General features: G+C 49.7%; 18 protein-coding genes and 1 tRNA gene. 2 read left to right on the forward strand and 17 right to left on the reverse strand.

The window, feature by feature from the left end:
- Positions 1–51: 51 nt before the first annotated feature.
- Complete coding sequence (gap, locus tag ACFORK_RS26815; RefSeq protein WP_379204921.1) at positions 52–1,062, reverse strand: type I glyceraldehyde-3-phosphate dehydrogenase; 1,011 nt, start codon at positions 1,060–1,062, stop codon at positions 52–54.
- Between the two features lie 117 nt (positions 1,063–1,179).
- A complete protein-coding gene (locus tag ACFORK_RS26820) occupies positions 1,180–2,232 on the reverse strand; it encodes a sugar-binding transcriptional regulator (RefSeq protein WP_379204923.1) in 1,053 nt (350 codons plus the stop codon).
- Positions 2,233–2,552: 320 nt separating this feature from the next.
- On the opposite strand from ACFORK_RS26820, the gene ACFORK_RS26825 reads away from it, so the two are divergent.
- A tRNA-Arg gene (locus ACFORK_RS26825) sits at positions 2,553–2,627 on the forward strand.
- 188 nt (positions 2,628–2,815) lie between these two features.
- A complete protein-coding gene (gene clpP / locus ACFORK_RS26830) occupies positions 2,816–3,412 on the forward strand; it encodes an ATP-dependent Clp endopeptidase proteolytic subunit ClpP (RefSeq protein ID WP_175369966.1) in 597 nt (198 codons plus the stop codon).
- A 130-nt stretch (positions 3,413–3,542) separates the two neighbouring features.
- On the opposite strand, the gene ACFORK_RS26835 is transcribed toward clpP, so the two are convergent.
- From ACFORK_RS26835 to hisJ, 15 genes are all read right to left on the reverse strand, one after another.
- Entirely contained in the window at positions 3,543–4,181 is a 639-nt protein-coding gene (locus tag ACFORK_RS26835; RefSeq protein ID WP_379204926.1) for a GDSL-type esterase/lipase family protein, read from the reverse strand.
- 83 nt (positions 4,182–4,264) lie between these two features.
- Complete coding sequence (locus tag ACFORK_RS26840) at positions 4,265–5,371, reverse strand: PdaC/SigV domain-containing protein (RefSeq protein ID WP_379204928.1); 1,107 nt, start codon at positions 5,369–5,371, stop codon at positions 4,265–4,267.
- 325 nt (positions 5,372–5,696) lie between these two features.
- Positions 5,697–6,452 carry an SIMPL domain-containing protein gene (locus ACFORK_RS26845; protein WP_379204930.1) on the reverse strand — a complete coding sequence of 252 codons (756 nt, stop codon included), beginning with the start codon at positions 6,450–6,452 and terminating at the stop codon, positions 5,697–5,699.
- 133 nt (positions 6,453–6,585) lie between these two features.
- Complete coding sequence (locus ACFORK_RS26850) at positions 6,586–7,110, reverse strand: GNAT family N-acetyltransferase (protein ID WP_379204933.1); 525 nt, start codon at positions 7,108–7,110, stop codon at positions 6,586–6,588.
- A gap of 113 nt (positions 7,111–7,223) precedes the next feature.
- A complete protein-coding gene (locus tag ACFORK_RS26855; RefSeq protein ID WP_019914358.1) occupies positions 7,224–7,493 on the reverse strand; it encodes an HPr family phosphocarrier protein in 270 nt (89 codons plus the stop codon).
- A gap of 98 nt (positions 7,494–7,591) precedes the next feature.
- Positions 7,592–8,521 carry a DNA-binding protein WhiA gene (whiA, locus tag ACFORK_RS26860; protein ID WP_175369961.1) on the reverse strand — a complete coding sequence of 310 codons (930 nt, stop codon included), beginning with the start codon at positions 8,519–8,521 and terminating at the stop codon, positions 7,592–7,594.
- A 64-nt stretch (positions 8,522–8,585) separates the two neighbouring features.
- A complete protein-coding gene (locus tag ACFORK_RS26865; RefSeq protein ID WP_379204991.1) occupies positions 8,586–9,554 on the reverse strand; it encodes a gluconeogenesis factor YvcK family protein in 969 nt (322 codons plus the stop codon).
- A 57-nt stretch (positions 9,555–9,611) separates the two neighbouring features.
- Positions 9,612–10,511 (reverse strand): RNase adapter RapZ, encoded by a 900-nt coding sequence (gene rapZ, locus ACFORK_RS26870; RefSeq protein ID WP_066375696.1) that lies wholly within the window; start codon positions 10,509–10,511, stop codon positions 9,612–9,614.
- 58 nt (positions 10,512–10,569) lie between these two features.
- Positions 10,570–11,520, reverse strand: a complete 951-nt coding sequence (locus ACFORK_RS26875) for an ROK family glucokinase (protein WP_379204936.1) — start codon at positions 11,518–11,520, stop codon at positions 10,570–10,572.
- Positions 11,521–11,743: 223 nt separating this feature from the next.
- The gene (locus tag ACFORK_RS26880) at positions 11,744–13,009 is read right to left on the reverse strand and encodes a DUF438 domain-containing protein (RefSeq protein ID WP_379204939.1); all 1,266 of its coding nucleotides are present in this window, start codon (positions 13,007–13,009) and stop codon (positions 11,744–11,746) included.
- A gap of 43 nt (positions 13,010–13,052) precedes the next feature.
- Complete coding sequence (locus tag ACFORK_RS26885) at positions 13,053–13,280, reverse strand: DUF1858 domain-containing protein (protein WP_379204942.1); 228 nt, start codon at positions 13,278–13,280, stop codon at positions 13,053–13,055.
- 822 nt (positions 13,281–14,102) lie between these two features.
- Positions 14,103–15,056, reverse strand: a complete 954-nt coding sequence (trxB, locus tag ACFORK_RS26890) for a thioredoxin-disulfide reductase (protein ID WP_379204944.1) — start codon at positions 15,054–15,056, stop codon at positions 14,103–14,105.
- Positions 15,057–15,220: 164 nt separating this feature from the next.
- Entirely contained in the window at positions 15,221–16,963 is a 1,743-nt protein-coding gene (locus tag ACFORK_RS26895) for a tetratricopeptide repeat protein (protein WP_379204946.1), read from the reverse strand.
- A gap of 262 nt (positions 16,964–17,225) precedes the next feature.
- A complete protein-coding gene (locus ACFORK_RS26900) occupies positions 17,226–18,176 on the reverse strand; it encodes a ribose-phosphate diphosphokinase (protein ID WP_379204948.1) in 951 nt (316 codons plus the stop codon).
- A 25-nt stretch (positions 18,177–18,201) separates the two neighbouring features.
- Entirely contained in the window at positions 18,202–19,029 is an 828-nt protein-coding gene (hisJ, locus tag ACFORK_RS26905) for a histidinol-phosphatase HisJ (RefSeq protein WP_379204951.1), read from the reverse strand.
- Positions 19,030–19,044: the final 15 nt, after the last annotated feature.

A 19,044-nucleotide genomic window follows, 5' to 3' on the forward strand; every position in this document is an offset into this window, starting at 1 on the left:
ACAAGGAACATCTGTTTCCGCTCTATAGATAATGCTTATATAAAAGTGATATTACTTAGCGATTTTTGCGAAGTGCTCCAAAGTACGAACCAATTGAGCAGTGTAGGACATTTCGTTGTCATACCAAGCAACAGTTTTAACCAGTTGTTTGTCGCCAACAGTCAATACTTTAGTTTGTGTAGCATCGAACAGGGAACCGAAAGTGATGCCCTTAATGTCGGAAGATACGATTTCATCTTCAGTGTAGCCGTAAGTTTCTGGATCGGAAGCTTCTTTCATTGCTGCGTTCAGCTCTTCAACAGTTACGTTCTTCTCAAGTACAGTTACCAGCTCAGTCAGGGAACCTGTAGCTACTGGAACGCGTTGAGCCGCACCGTCAAGTTTGCCTTTCAGTTCTGGAATAACCAGACCGATTGCTTTAGCAGCACCGGTAGTGTTAGGGATGATGTTCTCAGCTGCTGCACGAGCGCGTCTGAAGTCACCTTTGGAGTGTGGAGCATCCAAAGTGTTTTGGTCGCCAGTGTAAGCGTGGATAGTAGTCATCAAACCTTCAACGATACCGAACTTGTCGTTCAGAACTTTAGCCATTGGAGCTAGGCAGTTCGTTGTGCAAGAAGCACCGGAGATAACAGTTTCAGTACCATCAAGGATGTCATGGTTAACGTTGTAAACGACAGTTTTCATGTCGCCAGTAGCTGGAGCAGAGATAACTACTTTCTTAGCTCCGCCTTTAAGGTGCTTCTCAGCTGCTTCTTTAGTTGTGAAGAAGCCTGTGCACTCCAGTACGATGTCAACGCCAAGGTCGCCCCAAGGCAATTCTTCTGGGTTGCGGTTCGCAAGAACCTTAACTTCTTTACCGTTTACTTTGAAGAATCCATCATGCACTTCAACATCGCCTTTGAAAGTGCCTTGAGTTGTATCATATTTAAGCAAATGAGCAAGCATCTTAGCGTCAGTCAAGTCATTGATTGCTACCACTTCGATACCTTCTACATTTTGAATACGGCGGAAAGCAAGGCGGCCAATACGTCCAAAACCGTTAATACCTACTTTTACACTCATTGAATAGTTCCTCCTAGATTTCTTTTTATTTATTCAAGACAAGCCGTAAAGCTTGTCAAGACAACAATATTAAGTATAATGCAAAATAATTAACGTTGCTCCCCATTTTCTGTAAAACTATAAAGGAAGCTGTATTTCACTGTCGATTTCTCTACCAATCTCCACCGCAGCGGCCTCATCGGTAATCAGAATATCCTCTTGCCCGAAACGAAGCATCGCATGGATGGCTTTGGCCTTACGTTTGCCGCCGGCAATTCCGACGACGACTTCCGTCCGCATGATATCCTCCAGACGCAGTCCCATGGTGAGCATGGTGTGAACCACCTTGCCCTCTTCATTGAAGTAATAACCGAAAGACTCGGCTACCGCTCCTTCTCCCTGAATTTCGGCCACTGTGGCTTCATCCAGATTACGGCGGCGGGTCATCTCCAGGGCGTCACCGATACCGTGCACGATGATCCGTGAGCGGCGGATGATGCCAACGATCTCTCCAATATTGGAGTCCAGCGCAAGGGACTGAAAAGCATCCTCGCTGAGCAGGTCCGGTACATGCAGCAGCCGGTAATTCGCGCCTACCCGTTTGGCCATCGTAGATGCGATCGTGTTAGCCTGAATCTCCATACTCTCTCCCAGCCCTCCACGCGCCGGTACAAACCAGGCGTCCTTATAGGAATGGGATAGCGGGGGGGACAACTGATCGGCCATCTCGGCTAGCGTTGAGCCGCCTGTGACGGCAATAGTATCGTCTGAACGCAATACACCGAGTAGCGCCTTGGCGCCAGCGCGTCCAAGCTCACGTTTGGTGAAAGGTGACGATTCGCAGTCACCCGGTACTATAATAACTTTACTAAGACCATAGGTTGTGCGGATTTTCTCTTCCAGATCATCTAGGCCAAACAGGCTCTTGGCGATCGGCTCCAGCAGGTCAAGCAGTCTGCGACCGGCATCGCTAATGCGCATGCCTACGCTCTCGATCTCGATGAGCCCTTGCGATTTCAGAAGATCCGTCTCGGCTCGCAGCACCCGCTCCGTCATATCCAGGGAAGCGGCCAGCGTTCTGCGCCCGATAATATCGGACAACATGATCTGATGAAGAATCGTGTACCGTCTCTTAAGGGTTTCCATGAGATCAGGCAGAAGCTGCTTTTGGATTTCCAATAAATTACGCATGCTTTCACTCCTGCAACTTCGTCTTTCTCTATTCCCTCGTTCATGGTCTTAAAACGTCCCGGGTTAACTTTTTAAGTCCCACCCATATTCTAACCAAATTTCGAGCGAAGCGCAAGTCTTCCGAGAGTAGAATTCACAACCTCTTTTCATCTTATACATATATCACGGGATGTAAGGGCTTTACCCCCCTCTTTTGCTGGATAATCCGCAGGGTGGACGGGCTTGTACGATTTTCATAAGACCCGCTAAAAGAAAGATTTCAACGCTTTGATATTAATACATTGCAATTGTAATCTTCTTGTATTATAATAATTTCTGTTGCGCCCGTGGTCCAATGGATATGACGTAGGCCTCCGAAGCCTGAGATCCAAGTTCGATTCTTGGCGGGCGCGCCACTATTTTTAATAGCTTCAATTGTGAGTTCTATATTGTTTTTAACCAAAGTGCCATGATGTGGCTCTTTTTTTTGCAACTAAGTTTGACTTTCTTTGACTTTTTGTTTGAATTTGTTTATCATGTGGTTATTACGGTAAGAGTAACAAATGAACACATTCGAAGAGCCAATACCAAGGAGGTTTTCCACGTGAGTTATATCCCAATGGTAGTAGAACAGAGCAACCGCGGTGAACGCGCTTATGACATCTATTCCCGCTTGCTGAAGGACCGCATCATTTTCCTCGGAACGGAGGTTAATGACGTGGTGGCCAATTCCATCATCGCCCAAATGCTGTTCCTAGCAGCTGAGGACCCGGAGAAGGATATTCACCTCTATGTGAACAGTCCTGGCGGATCAATCACTGCTGGTATGGCTATATTTGATACAATGCAATACATTAAGCCTGACGTTTCCACCATTTGTGTGGGCATGGCTGCTTCCATGGGAGCGTTCCTGCTCAACGCTGGCGCCAAGGGCAAGCGTTTTGCGCTTCCGAACAGCGAGATCATGATTCACCAGCCGCTGGGCGGAGCTCAGGGACAGGCAACGGATATCGAAATCCGCGCCCGCCGCATCCTGAAGCTGCGTGACAAGCTGAACCGTATTCTGTCTGAGCGTACTGGCCAGCCGCTGGAGCGTATCGAGAAAGATACAGATCGTGACTACTTCATGAGCGCTGCTGATGCTGCCGAATACGGTATTGTCGATAAGGTGATTGAGAAGACACTGGTACCTGGAGTTTAATTCTCCGAGCATGCAAAAGCCCCTGGATCCGCGATGCAGATTCAGGGGCTTTTTTTAACGTATCGAACTTTACACGCTTGGAACTCATCGTTTTAAGTAAACAACCTTTAACAACACCTGCACCAGTTACTCAGTACAGCATCCCGTACCGCAGCCCATCCAGCTTGTTCGCAATCACCCGGTATCCCCGTCCATTGGGATGGAGATGGTCAATGGATAGTAGGCTCCGCTCGTTACCAGCAAAATCACCATAGATCGAAGCAAATCCAACCACCCGACTGCTATAGCCAGAAGCATACTGGTTGAACTGGCGTACCCACGCTGTCGCCTCCGCTATCTGAGGGTAGGGATTATACAATCCCACTATTCTTATAATATAAGGCTCCCGTGTACCCGCCTTCAATTGTCTAAGCGAAGACATAATTCCGGCAAAGTTCTCCCGGCATTCCTGCAGTGATTTTTGCAAAACCCGGGGTGAAATCCCCGAGGGACCTCCTCCAGATTTCGCGGCATGGATCAAATCATTCCCGCCGATGGACATTGTAATAATGTCCGCTTCCCGCACCGACTGACGAAATCCGTTGCTTCTGCGAAGCTGCTGCTCCAGGTCGGCCGTAGTCATTCCATTGACACCCAGATTGGACGAAGCCACGAAGGCGCCTAGCCGGGATTCCGCCGTTCTGCGGTATACTGGCACGAATCCATTGCCCGGCAACGCGCCAAAACCCGTCGTCAGAGAATCGCCTATCGCCGTATACTGAAAACCCATAACTCTCCCTCCCCGCTCTGTGCTAGACCTCTATTCAGCATATGAGTCTCACATAGATTAGGTAACTGGAAGATGTCCCGAGGTTATTTTAAAGCGGAAAACGGGCTACTCCCATTTGGCAACAATTCCTTAAAAGTGAAGGTGAATTCAGGGAATCCGGCAGCGTATGGAGTGTATTCATAAAGTTGGAAAAAGATAACGACCTTGCCGTCTTTCAAATAGTAACTTTGCTCAGTATTCAGGCCTGTGAACCCGCCAAAATAACCTTCATCTGCTTTGAATCGCTGGCTCAGCTTGGTATTCAGGTCTTTCTTGTAATTGGGATTAGCGCCGAACAGATCACGCAGGAGCAGCTGTTTCCCATCCTTCAAGGAGAAGGTAAAGGCCTGACGATAAGACATGCCATGCGCACCTCCAGTATAGCCGTACTGGTTCAACAGCAAGCTCAGTACGCCGTTCTGATTGTAGGTCACAACATATCCTGCATCATATTCATAAGGACGACTCTCTTCGTCCCTGTCTGCAATGTCCGCTTCGGCCCCAGCCGCAAATCTCATGGTCGACTGCTTGAGTGCAGCATTAATTTTCTGTTGCGCATCAGCATTAGCCAGCCCACTTATTTGCGGGTAATCGAGGTTGATGACTGCCCCTTCATCCTCACTACCCTTGGCATAGTTCGCTGAGGTGATTTTTAACGCATTCTGCGGGCTGACCATAAGGTTTAGGCGGCCGGAAGGAGCGTTCCAATCGCCTTTATAACCCATATAGTCAGTCAGGAGACCCAGTGGAACATAAAGCCGGTTATTGACGTTTAGACCTTCATACTCCCTAATAAAAAAGTTATTCACCGTGATGGAGACCCCATACGAGGAGACCAGAAGCTTCGTCTGTGCACTGCCTTTTCCAATCGTATAGGCACTGTCCGTCTGACTGTAGCTCACCGGAAGCTTCACGACATCACGCAGAAAAGTTACTGGTACAAAGACCTCGCCAGATCGAACGATCCCTGTCTGCTGTGTAAGGACACCATTCCATTTCAGAACAGCCACCGTGTCCGCTTTACTCGGATTCTTCACCGCAGGTGCAGCAAAGCTAGTATGTACTGGCAGCACGCCTCCGCTCAGCAGCAGCCCCGCCGCCAGCAGGCCCACGCCCCATTTTCGACCATTTTTCATCGCTATTTTACTCATTGTCATTTCTCCCTCCAAGATCATGATGTATCCTTTGGAACATTACCAAGAGAGAAGCATCGTCCTCCGAGTCATTTCCACTCCTCTAATTATAGAGAACCCGCCAGATCCAGTCGTTACAATTCTCTTTACAATTCCTTAGTAAATTAGCAGCATTATAGTGAGTGTTATTACATTTCATTAAACAAAATGAGAGATTTCGCACCTTTTCTATTGAGTATCCGGAATATCCGCAGCAAAAAGAGGCCACCTCCTTCGCTCACGCGGTAGGAGATGGCCCCTTCATTGATTACAGACTGTCGTTATTCATTACGGGACTGCTGATTTATTTCAATTCATAGGTTACATTAAGCTGAGTAGTCACTTTAACTTCTCCCGGCTGCACGGATGTGTTGCCAGAGGCATCTGCCGAAGCGGCCATCGCTTTTAAAGTTTGATCGAAGAACACTGGCTGGCTACCAAGGTCGTTTTGGCTAACACTGATCACCTGACCCAGGCTGCGCTTAGAGGCCTTGGCAATCGCACCAGCTTTAACATCGGCGTTAGCCATTGCTTTTTCAATAACCTGTGCTTCAAAAGCAGCGCTGTCCTCTACTGCAAAACGTGCATTGCCGATATTGTTAGCGCCTGCAGCGGAAGCAGCATCCAACAACTCTCCTACTTTTGCCAGATCACGATAGGCAACCACCAATGTATGATTAGCGTTGTAGCCCTTTACCTGCTGTCCTTCTTTCTCACTGTAAGTGTAATTTGGCTGTACATAGAACTGGGTGCTTTGAATGTCCTTATCCGCAATCTTCCAAGTGCCCTTCAGCAGTGTAGTGATTTTTTGGATCTTGGCTGCGTTTGTTTTCTGTGCTTCCTGCGCTGTTGCTGCTGAGGTGTCTACAGCGATGGACAGATAGACGATATCCGGCTTGATAGACAATTCCCCTTTGCCGACTACATTCACGACATTCTTCTGTACTTCATCCGCATAAGCCGTGGCAGTCCCCTGGAATACAGCGCTCAACGCACTACCTCCAATCAACAAACTCCCTGCCAGCATTACTGTTCCAAATGATTTAGCTAATTTATTCATGTTTGCTATCCCCTTTCAGCCTTCTTGATTAGTTGGTACCCTTTAGACGGGACGGGTTGGCAAATGTTGCATCGTTTTATGCCTGAGCACAAAAATATTTATTGGTTGTTCCAGACTTCATGCATAATAATCCTTAGGTCTGAATCCAGAAGCGACGGACGACATTCCCATCTTCTTCAGTGTATGGCTCATCTTCCGCACCGTCGTTATTTGCAATCGTCTTCGCCGATCCTGTATTTACTGCATCACAAAGCACCAATGCTTTATCAATGCCAAGTTCCTGGGCTTTCACCAATGCCTGCTTTAGCAACTCTGTTGCATATCCCTTGCGTCTGGCCGTAGGTCTGATCCCATAGCCGATATGCCCACTCACAAGCAGACCCTGTTCAGTTAAAGTATGCCTAATATTAACGGCGCCAACAACTTGTCCCTCCTCGGTCACGAGCCAGAACGTTGAATTCGCCACCCATCCTTCCGGTAGACCTAGGCCTAATCGGTTCTCTTCCAGAAAGAGCAGCATCGCTGCAAAATCGTTAGGGTCCTTCTCTACAACCCAAGGAACGATATCTTCCCCACTATCCACCCATTCCTGGTAAAACTCCAGATAGGCCCCTTGATACTCAGAATTAGGCGATACCAACCTTACATTCTTCGCCATAACTTTGCACCCCATTATAGATAGTTTAATAAATTTAAATTTATAGTTTTAAGTATGAAAAAAAGCCCACAAGGGGGCTTTTGGTCCTGCGGATATAAAGTAAGGCCTTACAATTATTGGTTCTCGAGCTCTTCCTTGCTCACCAAACTGGTCAAAGCGGTTACAGCTTGATCCGCATCAGCGCCATCTGCGCTAATATAAATCTCCGTGCCGGAACTGATCGCCAGACTCATGATACCCATAATACTCTTAGCGTTTACTTTTTTATCGTCTTTTTCCACGAAAATCTCCGACGAAAACTTGTTGGCTTCTTGCACGAACAATGCTGCCGGCCGAGCATGGAGACCCGTCTTCAGCCGTACAACTACCGGGTGCTTTGTCATGAAACACTTACCCCCTAATTGAGATCTGCCCAAAAATTTCACATTAAATTTTATAATATTATATCATTATTACTTATTCCGCACTAGAAAAAAAATACCTAGCCGCCTCTTACCTTATCAGCCAGCTCATCAATCTTCCGTAATCGGTGGTTTACGCCCGATTTGCTGACCGTTCCCTTCAGCATCTCACCAACCTCCTTGAGGTTGATATCCGGATGCGCCAGCCGTATTTCTGCTACTTCACGCAGCTTATCCGGCAGGCTCTGCAGCCCAACTTCCCGCTGCAGCAGCTTGATATTCTCAATCTGCCGCACGGCGGCACTAATGGTTTTGTTCAAATTAGCCGTCTCGCAGTTCACGATCCGGTTGACCGAATTACGCATGTCGCGCATAATCCGCACATCCTCGAATTTGAACAAAGCTTGGTGCGCCCCAATCAAGCTAAGGAATTCGATGATTTTCTCGCCTTCCTTGATGTACAGAATGAAGCCCTTCTTACGCTCAATGCAGCGAGCATTCAGGTGAAATTCACCTGCAAGATCCACCAGCGCCTTGCAGTGCTCCTCATACATTGAAGCAATCTCCAGATGGTAAGAGGACCCCTCCGGGTTGTTGACCGAACCGCCGGCCATGAATGCTCCGCGCAGATAAGCCCGCTTGCAGCAATTCTTGGCGACAATCTCATGATCAATCCCATCTGTGAAAATAAAGCCCTCGGAGACGATTCTTAGATCATTCAAGATCTCCTGCACGTGGCTAGGGATGCGAACGATATAGACATTATTCTTCTTCAAACGCATTTTTTTACGCACGAGCAGCTCGATATGGACCTGGTAATATTTCTTAAGCAAAGAATATACCCGTCTTGCAATCGCGGCGTTCTCCGTCGAGATGTCAAGAACCACCTTTTTGCTCGAAAGCTGCACCGAACCGTTCATCCGGATCAGGGCTGACATTTCCGCTTTCTCACAGCAGGGCTGGCTCTCCACCATCGTCAGCTCTTTTTTGGTTAATGCCGCAAAAGACAAGAATCTCACCTCTTTCATGATATCACTTTGTTACCACCCGGGGAAATTCCACGGACAACTGAACCTAAGCCTCGGGGCTTGATCCGTTGCTGACAGGCTTTCTGGTCATCCAGTCCTGTACAAGCTGGTAAATGTGATGGCTTAGCTTATCCGTATCATGCCTTAAATACGTCCGAAATAATACAAGTTTGTCGGCAATCACCTTATAACGATTGCTTTCCAGGGCCTCCTGATCGAGCTGTACCGGCCGCGCGCCCTTTTCAGCGTATTTACTCTGGACCTGCTCTGGAATTTCGCCATCATTCACGATGACGTAATCGAACAGATGTAGACCAATATGATCATAGACAGCCTGGAGGTGGTCACTCACGGTGTAGTTATCCGTCTCCCCGGGCTGAGTCATGACATTGCAGACAAAAATCTTGATCGCATTCGAATTCACGACCGCCTCGGCAAGCTTAGGCACGAGTAAGTTCGGCAGAATGCTGGTGTAGAGGCTGCCCGGTCCAAGAAGAATGGCATCTGCCTCTTCAATGGCCTGCAGCGCTTCGGGCAGCGGTTCCACATTGGCGGGCTCCAGGAACACCCGCTTGATGACACCACCGGCCTCCGGAATCTTCGACTCGCCGGTGATGATGCTGCCATCCGCCATTTCGGCATGCAGCACAACCGCATCACCCGCGGCCGGCAGCACCCGTCCGCGTACCGCGAACAATCGGCTTAGCTCACGGACCGCGGTGACGAAGTCACCGGAGATATCGGTGAGCGCCGCCAGAATCAGGTTGCCGAGGCTATGCCCGGCAAGCCCCTCACCGTTGCTGAAGCGGTATCGCATGATATCCGCCATCAGCGGCTCCACATCCGCCATCGCCGTGAGGACGTTGCGGATATCGCCTGGAGGGGGCATCTGCAGCTCACTCCGCAGAATGCCGGAACTGCCCCCATCGTCGGCTACCGTAACGATAGCCGTTATATCAAGCGGCTTTTCCTTCAAACCGCGAAGCATTACAGACAACCCTGTCCCGCCGCCCATTACGACGATTTTGGGACGCTGTCTTTGTTCTTCAACCACTATTGATCCCTTCTCTCGTTAATGCCGATCACGCTCGGAATCACGGTGACTGACTGTGACGGATTCCGTCTCGCTGACTCCCAGCATTTTACCCAGGTATTCCGATATCGCTACCGAACGGTGCTTGCCGCCGGTACAGCCAATGCCAATAATAATCTGGGATTTGCCTTCTTTGCGGTACTGGGGAATCAGAAAATGAAGCATATCGAGCAGTTTGGTCAGGAACGCCTGCGTTTCAGGCCATTTCATTACGTATTCGTAGACATCACTATCTTGGCCTGTATGAGGGCGCAGGTGGTCCACATAATGCGGGTTGGGCAGAAAGCGGACATCGAAAACGAGGTCTGCATCAATGGGTATTCCGTACTTAAAGCCAAACGATGTAATGTTGACGGAGAGAGTGCTTTTTCCAAGGTGGGAAAAACGAGATACAATCTTCTCCTTCAACTGTGCTGGCTTCATGCTGCTGGTATCCAGGTACTGGGTCGCTGAACTCTTCAGCTCATCCAGCATTTTACGCTCCAGCTTGATGCCATCAAGCGGCATACCCTTCGGGGCAAGCGGATGCCGGCGCCGGCTTTCCTTGTAACGCTGGACAAGTACGGAATCGGTAGCGTCGAGGAACAAAATCTCGCAGCCGATGGTAAACTGTTCTTTAATAAAACTGAGCGACTCAGACAGGGCCGTGAAGAACTCCCGTCCCCGCAAATCGATGACGAGCGCGACCTTGGCGATCTTGCCTTTAGATTGCTCGATCAGCTCTGCAAATTTCGGGATCAGTACGGGGGGCAAATTATCGACACAGAAGAAGCCTAGATCTTCCAGACTCTGAACAGCAATCGTCTTGCCCGCACCCGACATACCTGTAATGATGATCAGGGTGGCTCCTCCGGTCGGAGCTTCCTCCAATTCCGTCATCAAGCGTCCCCTCCTACTCGGATATTATATGAATAAAGACGGTCCTTCGAGAACAAATCTAAGAGCGAAGCAGCAAGCCTGCGGCGCCAACAATACCAGCATCATTACCCAGCTCGGCAGGGATAATGCTTACGCCACCCTGAAGCGGTTCAGGTGCCAGCTTAGCGAATACCCGGCGAACCTCATCAAATAGAATATCTCCGGCCTTGGACACGCCTCCGCCAACAATAAAGCTCTCAGGGTTAAGCACAGCCGCTACAGCAGCCATGGACTTGCCCAGATAGTAAGCAGCGCGATTGACGATGCGGATTGCCACTTCGTCGCCAGCTTTTGCCGCATCGAATACTTCCTTGGCAGCGATTTTCTCCACCATGGACAGGGACGTACGGTCACCACGTGCAACAGCATCATTGGCCATACGAATAATTCCTGTTGCCGAGGAAACGGTTTCCAGACAACCCAGCTTGCCGCAACCGCATTGAATAGCTTCCAGATCCGGCACAACCGAGATGTGACCCAGTTCACCCGCGAGGCCTGCGAAGCCTTGATAAATCTTACCGTTAATGATAATGCCGCCGCCGACACCGGTTCCGAGAGTATAGCAAACGCAATTCTCTACACCGCGTCCCGCACCGCTCCATGCTTCGCCAAGAGCTGCCACATTGGCATCGTTGTCTATTTTGACAGGCTTGTTTAAACGCTCCTCCAGAATGGCACGGATCGGCACATCCCGAAAACCTATGTTCGGCGCAAGAATGATGATTCCCTCACGGATATTTGTGAACCCGGCCACCCCTGCTCCCACACCGGCAAGCTGGTCCCAAGTGTATGGAGAGTCTTCAACGATCTGACGTACGTACTTTTCGATATTATCGATAACCGTATCGACGCCTTCTTGGGTCCCTGTCGGACCTTCATAAGTATGCAGCAGGTGCCCCTCGGCATTGCAGATTCCAACCTTGATTGCGGTTCCGCCCAAATCCACGCCAACGTAGATATTTTCAGACATGTAACAAGCCACCTTTTTCTATACTAAAATAGTTAATCCTACGTACCCACTATAATAGAAGCCCTCCCTGCGGTCAAGGAAAGGCGACACACCCGGCTTTTTGTTATATATCGCCTGTAGATTCTATATTAGTAAAAAAGACTCCCTGCCCATTAGGGAAGAGAGTCATATATTCGGCTACCAGGACTCCCTGGTCTATTATAATCCACTCGCAATGCTGATGTTACTCCGATAAAATGCGTTTCTGCCCCTCTAGTGCTCGAATAGGAGCAATATTCTGCGTAAACTCTAGAGTACCCATATAATTACCTTCCTTATCCCGCACAGCAAAATAACGGATATAGATGAATTTGTCCTTGATCGCAATCCAGAAATCCTCGGCATCCTTGCGACCCGCCTTGAAATCTTCCAGCAGCTTCTCTACTACATGCACGCTTTGCGGCGGATGGCAGTTCTGAACAGTGCGGCCGATAACGGCTTTGGTCCGGGCGAAAATACGCTCCTTGCCGTGCGAGAAGTATCGCACCACATCGTTCTCATCGATAAAAGTCAGGTCCACCGGCAAATGATTGAGCACGGTCTCCAGTTGATGAAGTGACAACAGTCCAGTCTCAAAGCGGATAAAACCCTGCATGGCGTCCCCAGCTACTTCTGCAGTTGCAGATAGTGCTGCTCCCTCCGGCTCAGGAACACGCTCTGGGATCCATTCCTGCTCTGGGAAGGTCAGGCAAAAGCCAATTTCATCGCTTTCCCGGGCAATTTTCACCCATTCATCTTCAGTCAGTTTATCGAGCGCCATAGGGAATAGAATATTTTCTTCCTTAAATATCATCTCATTAACTTCCTGGATGATCTCTGCCAGCAGCTCACTAACCTCCTTCTGATTTCCCTGATAAGGACTTAGCTGCGCCTTGGCAGATTTAATCAAGCTGCGGATGCCGTCATCGACGCCCCACATCACTTTGGTCGGACCATAGATCCCGTATTTCTCTAGATAGGGAAACAATAGATTTTCCTTACGGCTGTAATGCTTATCGAGATCCAATAGCAAACTGAGGTCTTCCAGCAGCTTGTAGATTATCTCTTCGCTATCCTGTCTGGCAAATTTATCAGCGTGCAGGGACAGCCGGAAGTTCAGGAGCTTTTCCACCTCACGGTTCTCCAGCTTGAACGTATGCACAGGGTGTCCCGGCTGCTCCTCCGGCTTCGAGGAACGGTGAATGTCCTGAATAGAGCCTTTAAAGATCGCTGTATGCACAGAACACAGACGCTGCACCTCGGAGACCGGAATGCCCTCCTCTGTCATCAGCGCATGCTCCAACGCGGAAATTTCGGCTACCGTCACATCGCCAACCGCTTCTTCGAAGCGGGCTTTGACCTCCTCTACACTTTTTCCAGCATGCAGCTCCTTGATGATCTCCTTTAACATCGCTTGACGATGGGTCTGTTCCGGCACTGTGACTTCACGGTTATTGATCAGTTCGCTCATTGGATTCTCTCCTTGTCTATAATAGGGTTAGTCGGCGGAGCTTCTATTCCAGAACCTTGAACCCCCGCTGCTCAAAAGCCAGCTTAACGGTATCAGGGTCCATTTTCTTCAACTTGATTCCCTTAGATAGGGTCATGAAACGGCCGGCTGTCTGCAGCATGCCCGGCTTGGCAATATCGCGAAATCCCAGCTCCGCCATAATCTCCATCACCTCGGGATGTCTGCCCACCAATTCGAAGATGGATTCATCCAGCTTCAGTACCTTTTCCATGTGTACTCCCCCTCACTGAGAACTCTTCTCACAATCAGATTAGCATAGGAGAACATGCACCATGGTGATTGCAGTCACAAAGTGAAAAAAATAACTTTTTAGCGGATAAGTAGAGATGTATAGGCGAAAGCTGTTCGATAATCGTAAACCTATATAGATTGAACTTAGGATGTTCACAAGGCCAAAAATTTGTCATTCCTGAAAATGTTGGACTTCCAGCCGCTGTTATCCCCAGATTTGTTGGGATTGTACTGCCATTCGCGGATAAAATCCGGAGAGCCCATGCTTACGGATGCGAGTTTTCCTTCCGAAAGCTTTTAGGTGGATGCTATCACTACTACAGATCCAACTTCCCCCTTCAATCCTCTCCCTCAAATTAAATTTTTTAGTTGAGACGAATATAAGAGCATTTTTGTACCTTATTTTTCCTGAGAAGAGGTAAATAACAAAAATAAGGGCATTATTGTAGCCTATTTTGACGAAAGTACACCAAAAGGGCTAATGTGGAAGATTTAACGTACAATATTGCACTTAATTTCCATTAACCCCTAGTTGCAGACTATTTAAGGTACAAAAATGCCGTTATTTACACTTCGGATGTCATTATTATGAACTCTCTTTGTTCTAGGCTTTGTTTGTTATTGTAATACGTTCTATATAGATGGAATTTACGAATAATGTAGGGGAACAGAATTGGGGGGGACCATGCTCCGTATGAGGTTTACAACTGATTTAATATAAACGTTAAAGCTAATTTAATATAAACGTTAAAAAAACCGCGTACCCTCAACGGTACGCGGTTATACTACATTGCAAATATGCTTATTTATCGAGTGTCTCGCTCCAGTCATGCACAATGCTGCCTTCGAGGAATTTCTCTGCGTCCATAGCAGCCATACAGCCAGTGCCCGCAGCCGAGATCGCTTGGCGGTAACGGTTATCCTGCACATCGCCGCAGGCGAAGACACCCGGGATATTCGTCTCCGTTGTACCTGGATTTACCACGATATACCCGCCTTCATCTGTGGTAATTTGTCCGCCAAGAAATGCCGTGTTAGGCGTGTGCCCAATGGCAATAAATACACCGTCTGCTTCAACAAGCTCTTCCTGACCCGTCTCATTATTGCGCACTGTCAAGCCCTTCACGCCGGTCTCATCTGTCGTGACTTCAAGCGGAGTCCGGTTAAGCGCCCAAGCTACCTTACTGTTGTCCCGCGCACGATCCTGCATGATCTTCGAAGCACGCAGTTCGTCCCGGCGGTGTACCAGCGTAACGCTGGAAGCAAACCGGGTCAGGAAGCTGGCTTCCTCCATCGCGGAGTCGCCGCCGCCGACCACGACAATCTTTTTGCCGCGGAAGAAGAAGCCGTCACAGGTTGCGCATGTGCTAACCCCGCGCCCCACATTGTCCTGCTCGCCGGGAATGCCCAGATATCTGGCCGAAGCGCCGGTAGAGATAATCACTGTTTCCGCCTCCAGCACGCCTAAGCCGTCTACTGTTACTTTGAACGGACGCTGAGAGAAATCAACGGACTCCACCCAACCATTCTTGAATTCAGCGCCGAAGCGCTCGGCCTGCTTACGCATGTTGTCCATCAGGTCAGGACCAAGTATTCCTTCAGGGAAGCCCGGGAAGTTCTCTACTTCAGTCGTGGTGGTCAGCTGTCCACCCGGCTGCAAACCTTCAATGACCAGCGGGTTCAAGTTGGCACGTGCTAGATAAATAGCGGCAGTCAGCCCGGCCGGGCCTGTTCCGATTACAATTGTTTTGTACATCACAGTGGCCTCCTCGCAGATAGGGTTTTATAAGAAGAAACGGGGTGCCGTTCTCCAGAAAAGAGGAGCGGCATCCGTTTTCTTGTCAAAAAATAAAAATCATTTATATCATAACGCCTATAAATTGTTATATTTTCAGACATCCTCCGGTATGCACCAGGCACTTATCTGTTCTCAGTAAACGGGGTTAAGCTCCTGTCCAGACTCTCGGTGATTTCACATTCGGCTGCGATTCGCTTGGCATAGCGACTGACCATTGATTCGGTGACACCATACCGCTGTGCGACTTCACGGAACGTGACCGGCCGGCTGTGCAGCTTGGCGGTCAGATATTCCAAAGCGGCACACCAACCCTCTGCATGGCGGATGTAAGGTACATCCGGGTATAGGCGGCTAATGAACTGCTGCCACAGCTGCTCGGCGTCCTTCTTCTGGCTGGCATCATAGCGCCGGTCCATCATGCTTGCGGTCTGGTCAATGACCCGCTGCCAGTCCTCTTTCCATTCCGGTTGCCCATTCAGGAACAAGGGCGCCGGTTCAGGCTCTTGCTGCAGCGGCACCGTCTCCACCGGGCCACTGCTAATCAGCTTCTGCAGGCTAAGTAGAGCGGCCTCCTGCAGTTTCTCCTCCTGCAAAGGCTGCTGGCTCAGCAGGTCTTGCAGAATCTCGGACATCTCTGCGTCGTCAATCCAGCGCAACGCTTCGGTGACCTGCAGCTTCGTATTGGTATCGCCATAACGAAGCGCCCAGAAGAATGAGGAGCGCAGCAGCGGATTGGTCTTCACTTCCTCCGCGAAGCTGCCCTTATTGTCCTTCCACAGCTTCAACTTCTCCTGAAAGGGCAATTGATAGTTGTAGCTCACCAGCGGCATGTCGATCCCTTCACTCTGGGCTTGCTCCAGCTGAGCCAGAAAGAACTGCGGGACCACCGATTCGGGGTCCAGTTTAGTAACTTGCCGCCAGCAGCGCTGGGCTTCGGCATAAAGCCCGCTGTTGCTGGCTGCGGCCGCACAATAATGATAGAGACTGGCATCCCCGCCGACTTCTTCATCCTTCAGCAGACGCCGGAAATGACCGTAGGCGGTGCGGTGGCGTCCCAGAATGCCCATGGTCGTCGCCAGCTTGAAGACATGCTCTTGATGGAAAGGAACGGTAGCCTCCAACATGCGTACCAATCGGGTCAACTGATCCCGGTCCCCTTCATATTGCAAGAAGATCGCCAGATTGCACAGGGCATGCAAATTGCCAGGGTCTTGATCCAGCACCTCGGAGATGCACTCTCTAGCCTTGGCGAAACGTCCCATATAGAAATAGGCCAGCGCCAAATTGTTATGTGCAGCTAGAAAGTCCGGGGTAGCGCTCACGATCTCTTCCAGCAATCCGACTGCCTGCGTAAACTGACCTGCTTCCAGAAGCGCCCGGGCCCGGTCATGTTCCACGACCCCTTCCCGGCTCTTAATCCGGTTCAGTGGTGCCGGGCGATTCAGCTCATACTGCAGCAGTTCCATCAGTTCCTCAGATTCAGCCAGGAACTCTCCCTTGGCATCCTCTTCCAGATATGTGACGAGCGCCCGCTCCGCCTCTTCAAAGCTTTCCATATTAGCGTAATTATTAGCCATATAGAAATGGCATTCCGTCATTCCTGGATCTATTGTCTCCAGAACCTGGGCCAATATATCATTCGAGGCTTCATATTTACCCATCTCTGATAATATACCCGCCATGTTGCAATGATTGACCGGATTATCCGGTTCGTACTCTACAGCCTTGCGAAAATGTTTTAATGCCTTATCATATTGAAAGCGGTCCAGCGACCGAACGGCTCTTTCAAAGAAAAAATTGGCATCCAGAGTGACGGGGATCAGCTTGCTGTTTCCCGCATCGTTCTCTGAAGTGGTTTCCATCATGGAAGCAACGCACCTCCCTTGTTAAGCTTCCTTATCCTTATGAAAAACAGGAGAGCGGCGTCCTGCGGCAGCCCTACACTCCTTATTTAAGGTCTTTGTCGTTTCCAGTAATGGTTCCGACTGTCTTCACACAGTATACCACATGTAACAAGGAGATTCTCACAATGAGCACAGGGTTCACACTGCAAAAACAGGAAAAGGAAGCCTTCAGAGAGAGCCTCAGAGTTCAATCATTAAGATTACGCAAAAAAAGACGGGGAATCTAGATTCCCGCGTCTCTGAATAACTGATCAATGGAGCCACCTTCCAGAATGATACGCGTAGCCTGTGCCAGCATAGGGGCAACAGACAGCACTTTAAACCGGCTGGAGTGGTTATCGGGCAACGCGATAGAATCGGTGACCACGACTTCCTGAATGCTGGGATGATCCAGCTTCTCTACGGCATTCCCGGAGAACAGACCATGCGTAGCGCAAATGATGCTGTCCTTGGCGCCTCTTTCCTTCAAGCCCTCGACCACATTGACAATCGTGGTGCCCGTATCAATTAGATCTTCTATGATAATAGGCGTACGTCCTTCCACATCGCCGATCACATGCGTAATGACCGATTCATTATGGGCTGGACGCTTCTTGATCATGATCGCGAACGGCGAGTCCAGACGGTTCGCCAGCTTTTCGGCCATGGACGCACGTCCGGCATCCGGAGAGACGACCACGAGATCCGTAAGCTTCTTGTTCTTCAGATATCCGCTGATCAGGTCAAGCGCAGTCAGATGATCGACCGGAATATTGAAGAAGCCCTGAATGGCCGCTGCATGCAGGTCGATCGTAATAACACGGTTTGCACCAGCTGTGGTCAGTACATCCGCCACCATTTTGGCCGAGATCGGTTCACGCGGTGCGGACTTACGCTCCTGCCGGGCATACCCGTAATACGGCACAATAATATTGACAGTGCGAGCCGATGCGCGCTTGGCGGCATCAATCATAACCAGCAGCTCTACAAACATCTCATTGATGGGATGAGAGAGGGATTGCACCAAAAATACGTCGCAGTTCCGGATGCTTTCTTCGTAGTGCACGTAAATCTCGCCGCTCTTGAAGCGGGTCAGCTTGATCTGCCCCAATTCCACTCCTAACCGTTCCGCAATATCTGCGGCCAGCTTTGGATTCGACGAACCGGAAAAAATACGCAATTGATGATGATGCATGATGCCCTCCTGCAAGATTATATTTTTATAGTTCAAAAGGTACGAATGTGCGTGTGCGACCCTCGAATACCGCTAACTCGCGGAAGCCCGTCTCCCACAGCAGCCTGCGGGCCTCTTGGAGACCTTCTCCAAGCTTGGTTGGGTCGTGGGCATCAGAACCGAGGGTAAGCGGAATACCGAGCGCCAGCGCCTCCTTAAGCACATGCTCCGCCGGGAACATCTCGGCACAGGGCTTAGTCAGCCCGGAAGCATTCAGCTCCATGGCGATGCCACTTTCAGCAATGGCTTTCAAGGCACTGATTTCAAGCTCCCTCACCTCAGCCCGCCCTTCCGGGCTTTGCGGCCCATAGCCGAAGCGCTTAATCACATCCATATGTCCTATAATATCATATAATCCCGATAACGCCGACTTCCTAACCGCATCATAATATTTCCGGTAAACATCCAGGGGATCCTTGCCCTCCCAGCCATGAACTTGCCGGAAATCCGTGATGTCCCACTCTCCCAGAAAATGAACGGAGCCAATCAGATAATCCCACGGGTACGGAGACAGCAGCTCACGAATCTGCTCCTCGTACCCTTCGATATAATCAGCCTCTAAGCCTACTTTCAGTTCAATAATGCCCCGATATCGCTCTTTTAGCAATAAACACTCTTCCACATAGCGAGGCAGCTCAGATAGTGGCATCGCCATCTCGGGATAATAGCTGGCCGGGTCCACATGAATCAGCGGCAAGTGATCCGATAAGCCCAACTGTTCCAGACCTAGTTCTATCCCGCGCTTGACGTACTCCTCCAGCTTGCCCACGGCATGCCCACAGCGTTCATGATGGGTATGATAGTCGATATGCATCCCTTAAGAACCCCC

The organism is Paenibacillus sp. GCM10012306, assembly GCF_042649265.1.
Lineage (GTDB): Bacteria > Bacillota > Bacilli > Paenibacillales > Paenibacillaceae > Paenibacillus_AQ.

What these genes read in the sequence shown, in the direction of transcription:
- ACFORK_RS26855 (WP_019914358.1), bottom strand. Translation starts at nt 7,493, where the DNA reads ATGACAAAGCACCCGGTAGTTGTACGGCTGAAGACGGGTCTCCATGCT.
- ACFORK_RS26845 (WP_379204930.1), bottom strand. Translation starts at nt 6,452, where the DNA reads ATGAATAAATTAGCTAAATCATTTGGAACAGTAATGCTGGCAGGGAGT.
- ACFORK_RS26885 (WP_379204942.1), bottom strand. Translation starts at nt 13,280, where the DNA reads ATGGAAAAGGTACTGAAGCTGGATGAATCCATCTTCGAATTGGTGGGC.
- trxB (WP_379204944.1), bottom strand. Translation starts at nt 15,056, where the DNA reads ATGTACAAAACAATTGTAATCGGAACAGGCCCGGCCGGGCTGACTGCC.
- gap (WP_379204921.1), bottom strand. Translation starts at nt 1,062, where the DNA reads ATGAGTGTAAAAGTAGGTATTAACGGTTTTGGACGTATTGGCCGCCTT.
- ACFORK_RS26900 (WP_379204948.1), bottom strand. Translation starts at nt 18,176, where the DNA reads ATGCATCATCATCAATTGCGTATTTTTTCCGGTTCGTCGAATCCAAAG.
- ACFORK_RS26835 (WP_379204926.1), bottom strand. Translation starts at nt 4,181, where the DNA reads ATGGGTTTTCAGTATACGGCGATAGGCGATTCTCTGACGACGGGTTTT.
- ACFORK_RS26820 (WP_379204923.1), bottom strand. Translation starts at nt 2,232, where the DNA reads ATGCGTAATTTATTGGAAATCCAAAAGCAGCTTCTGCCTGATCTCATG.
- hisJ (WP_379204951.1), bottom strand. Translation starts at nt 19,029, where the DNA reads ATGCATATCGACTATCATACCCATCATGAACGCTGTGGGCATGCCGTG.
- rapZ (WP_066375696.1), bottom strand. Translation starts at nt 10,511, where the DNA reads ATGACGGAATTGGAGGAAGCTCCGACCGGAGGAGCCACCCTGATCATC.
- ACFORK_RS26895 (WP_379204946.1), bottom strand. Translation starts at nt 16,963, where the DNA reads ATGATGGAAACCACTTCAGAGAACGATGCGGGAAACAGCAAGCTGATC.
- ACFORK_RS26840 (WP_379204928.1), bottom strand. Translation starts at nt 5,371, where the DNA reads ATGAGTAAAATAGCGATGAAAAATGGTCGAAAATGGGGCGTGGGCCTG.
- ACFORK_RS26875 (WP_379204936.1), bottom strand. Translation starts at nt 11,520, where the DNA reads ATGTCTGAAAATATCTACGTTGGCGTGGATTTGGGCGGAACCGCAATC.
- ACFORK_RS26865 (WP_379204991.1), bottom strand. Translation starts at nt 9,554, where the DNA reads ATGGGCGGCGGGACAGGGTTGTCTGTAATGCTTCGCGGTTTGAAGGAA.
- ACFORK_RS26880 (WP_379204939.1), bottom strand. Translation starts at nt 13,009, where the DNA reads ATGAGCGAACTGATCAATAACCGTGAAGTCACAGTGCCGGAACAGACC.
- ACFORK_RS26850 (WP_379204933.1), bottom strand. Translation starts at nt 7,110, where the DNA reads ATGGCGAAGAATGTAAGGTTGGTATCGCCTAATTCTGAGTATCAAGGG.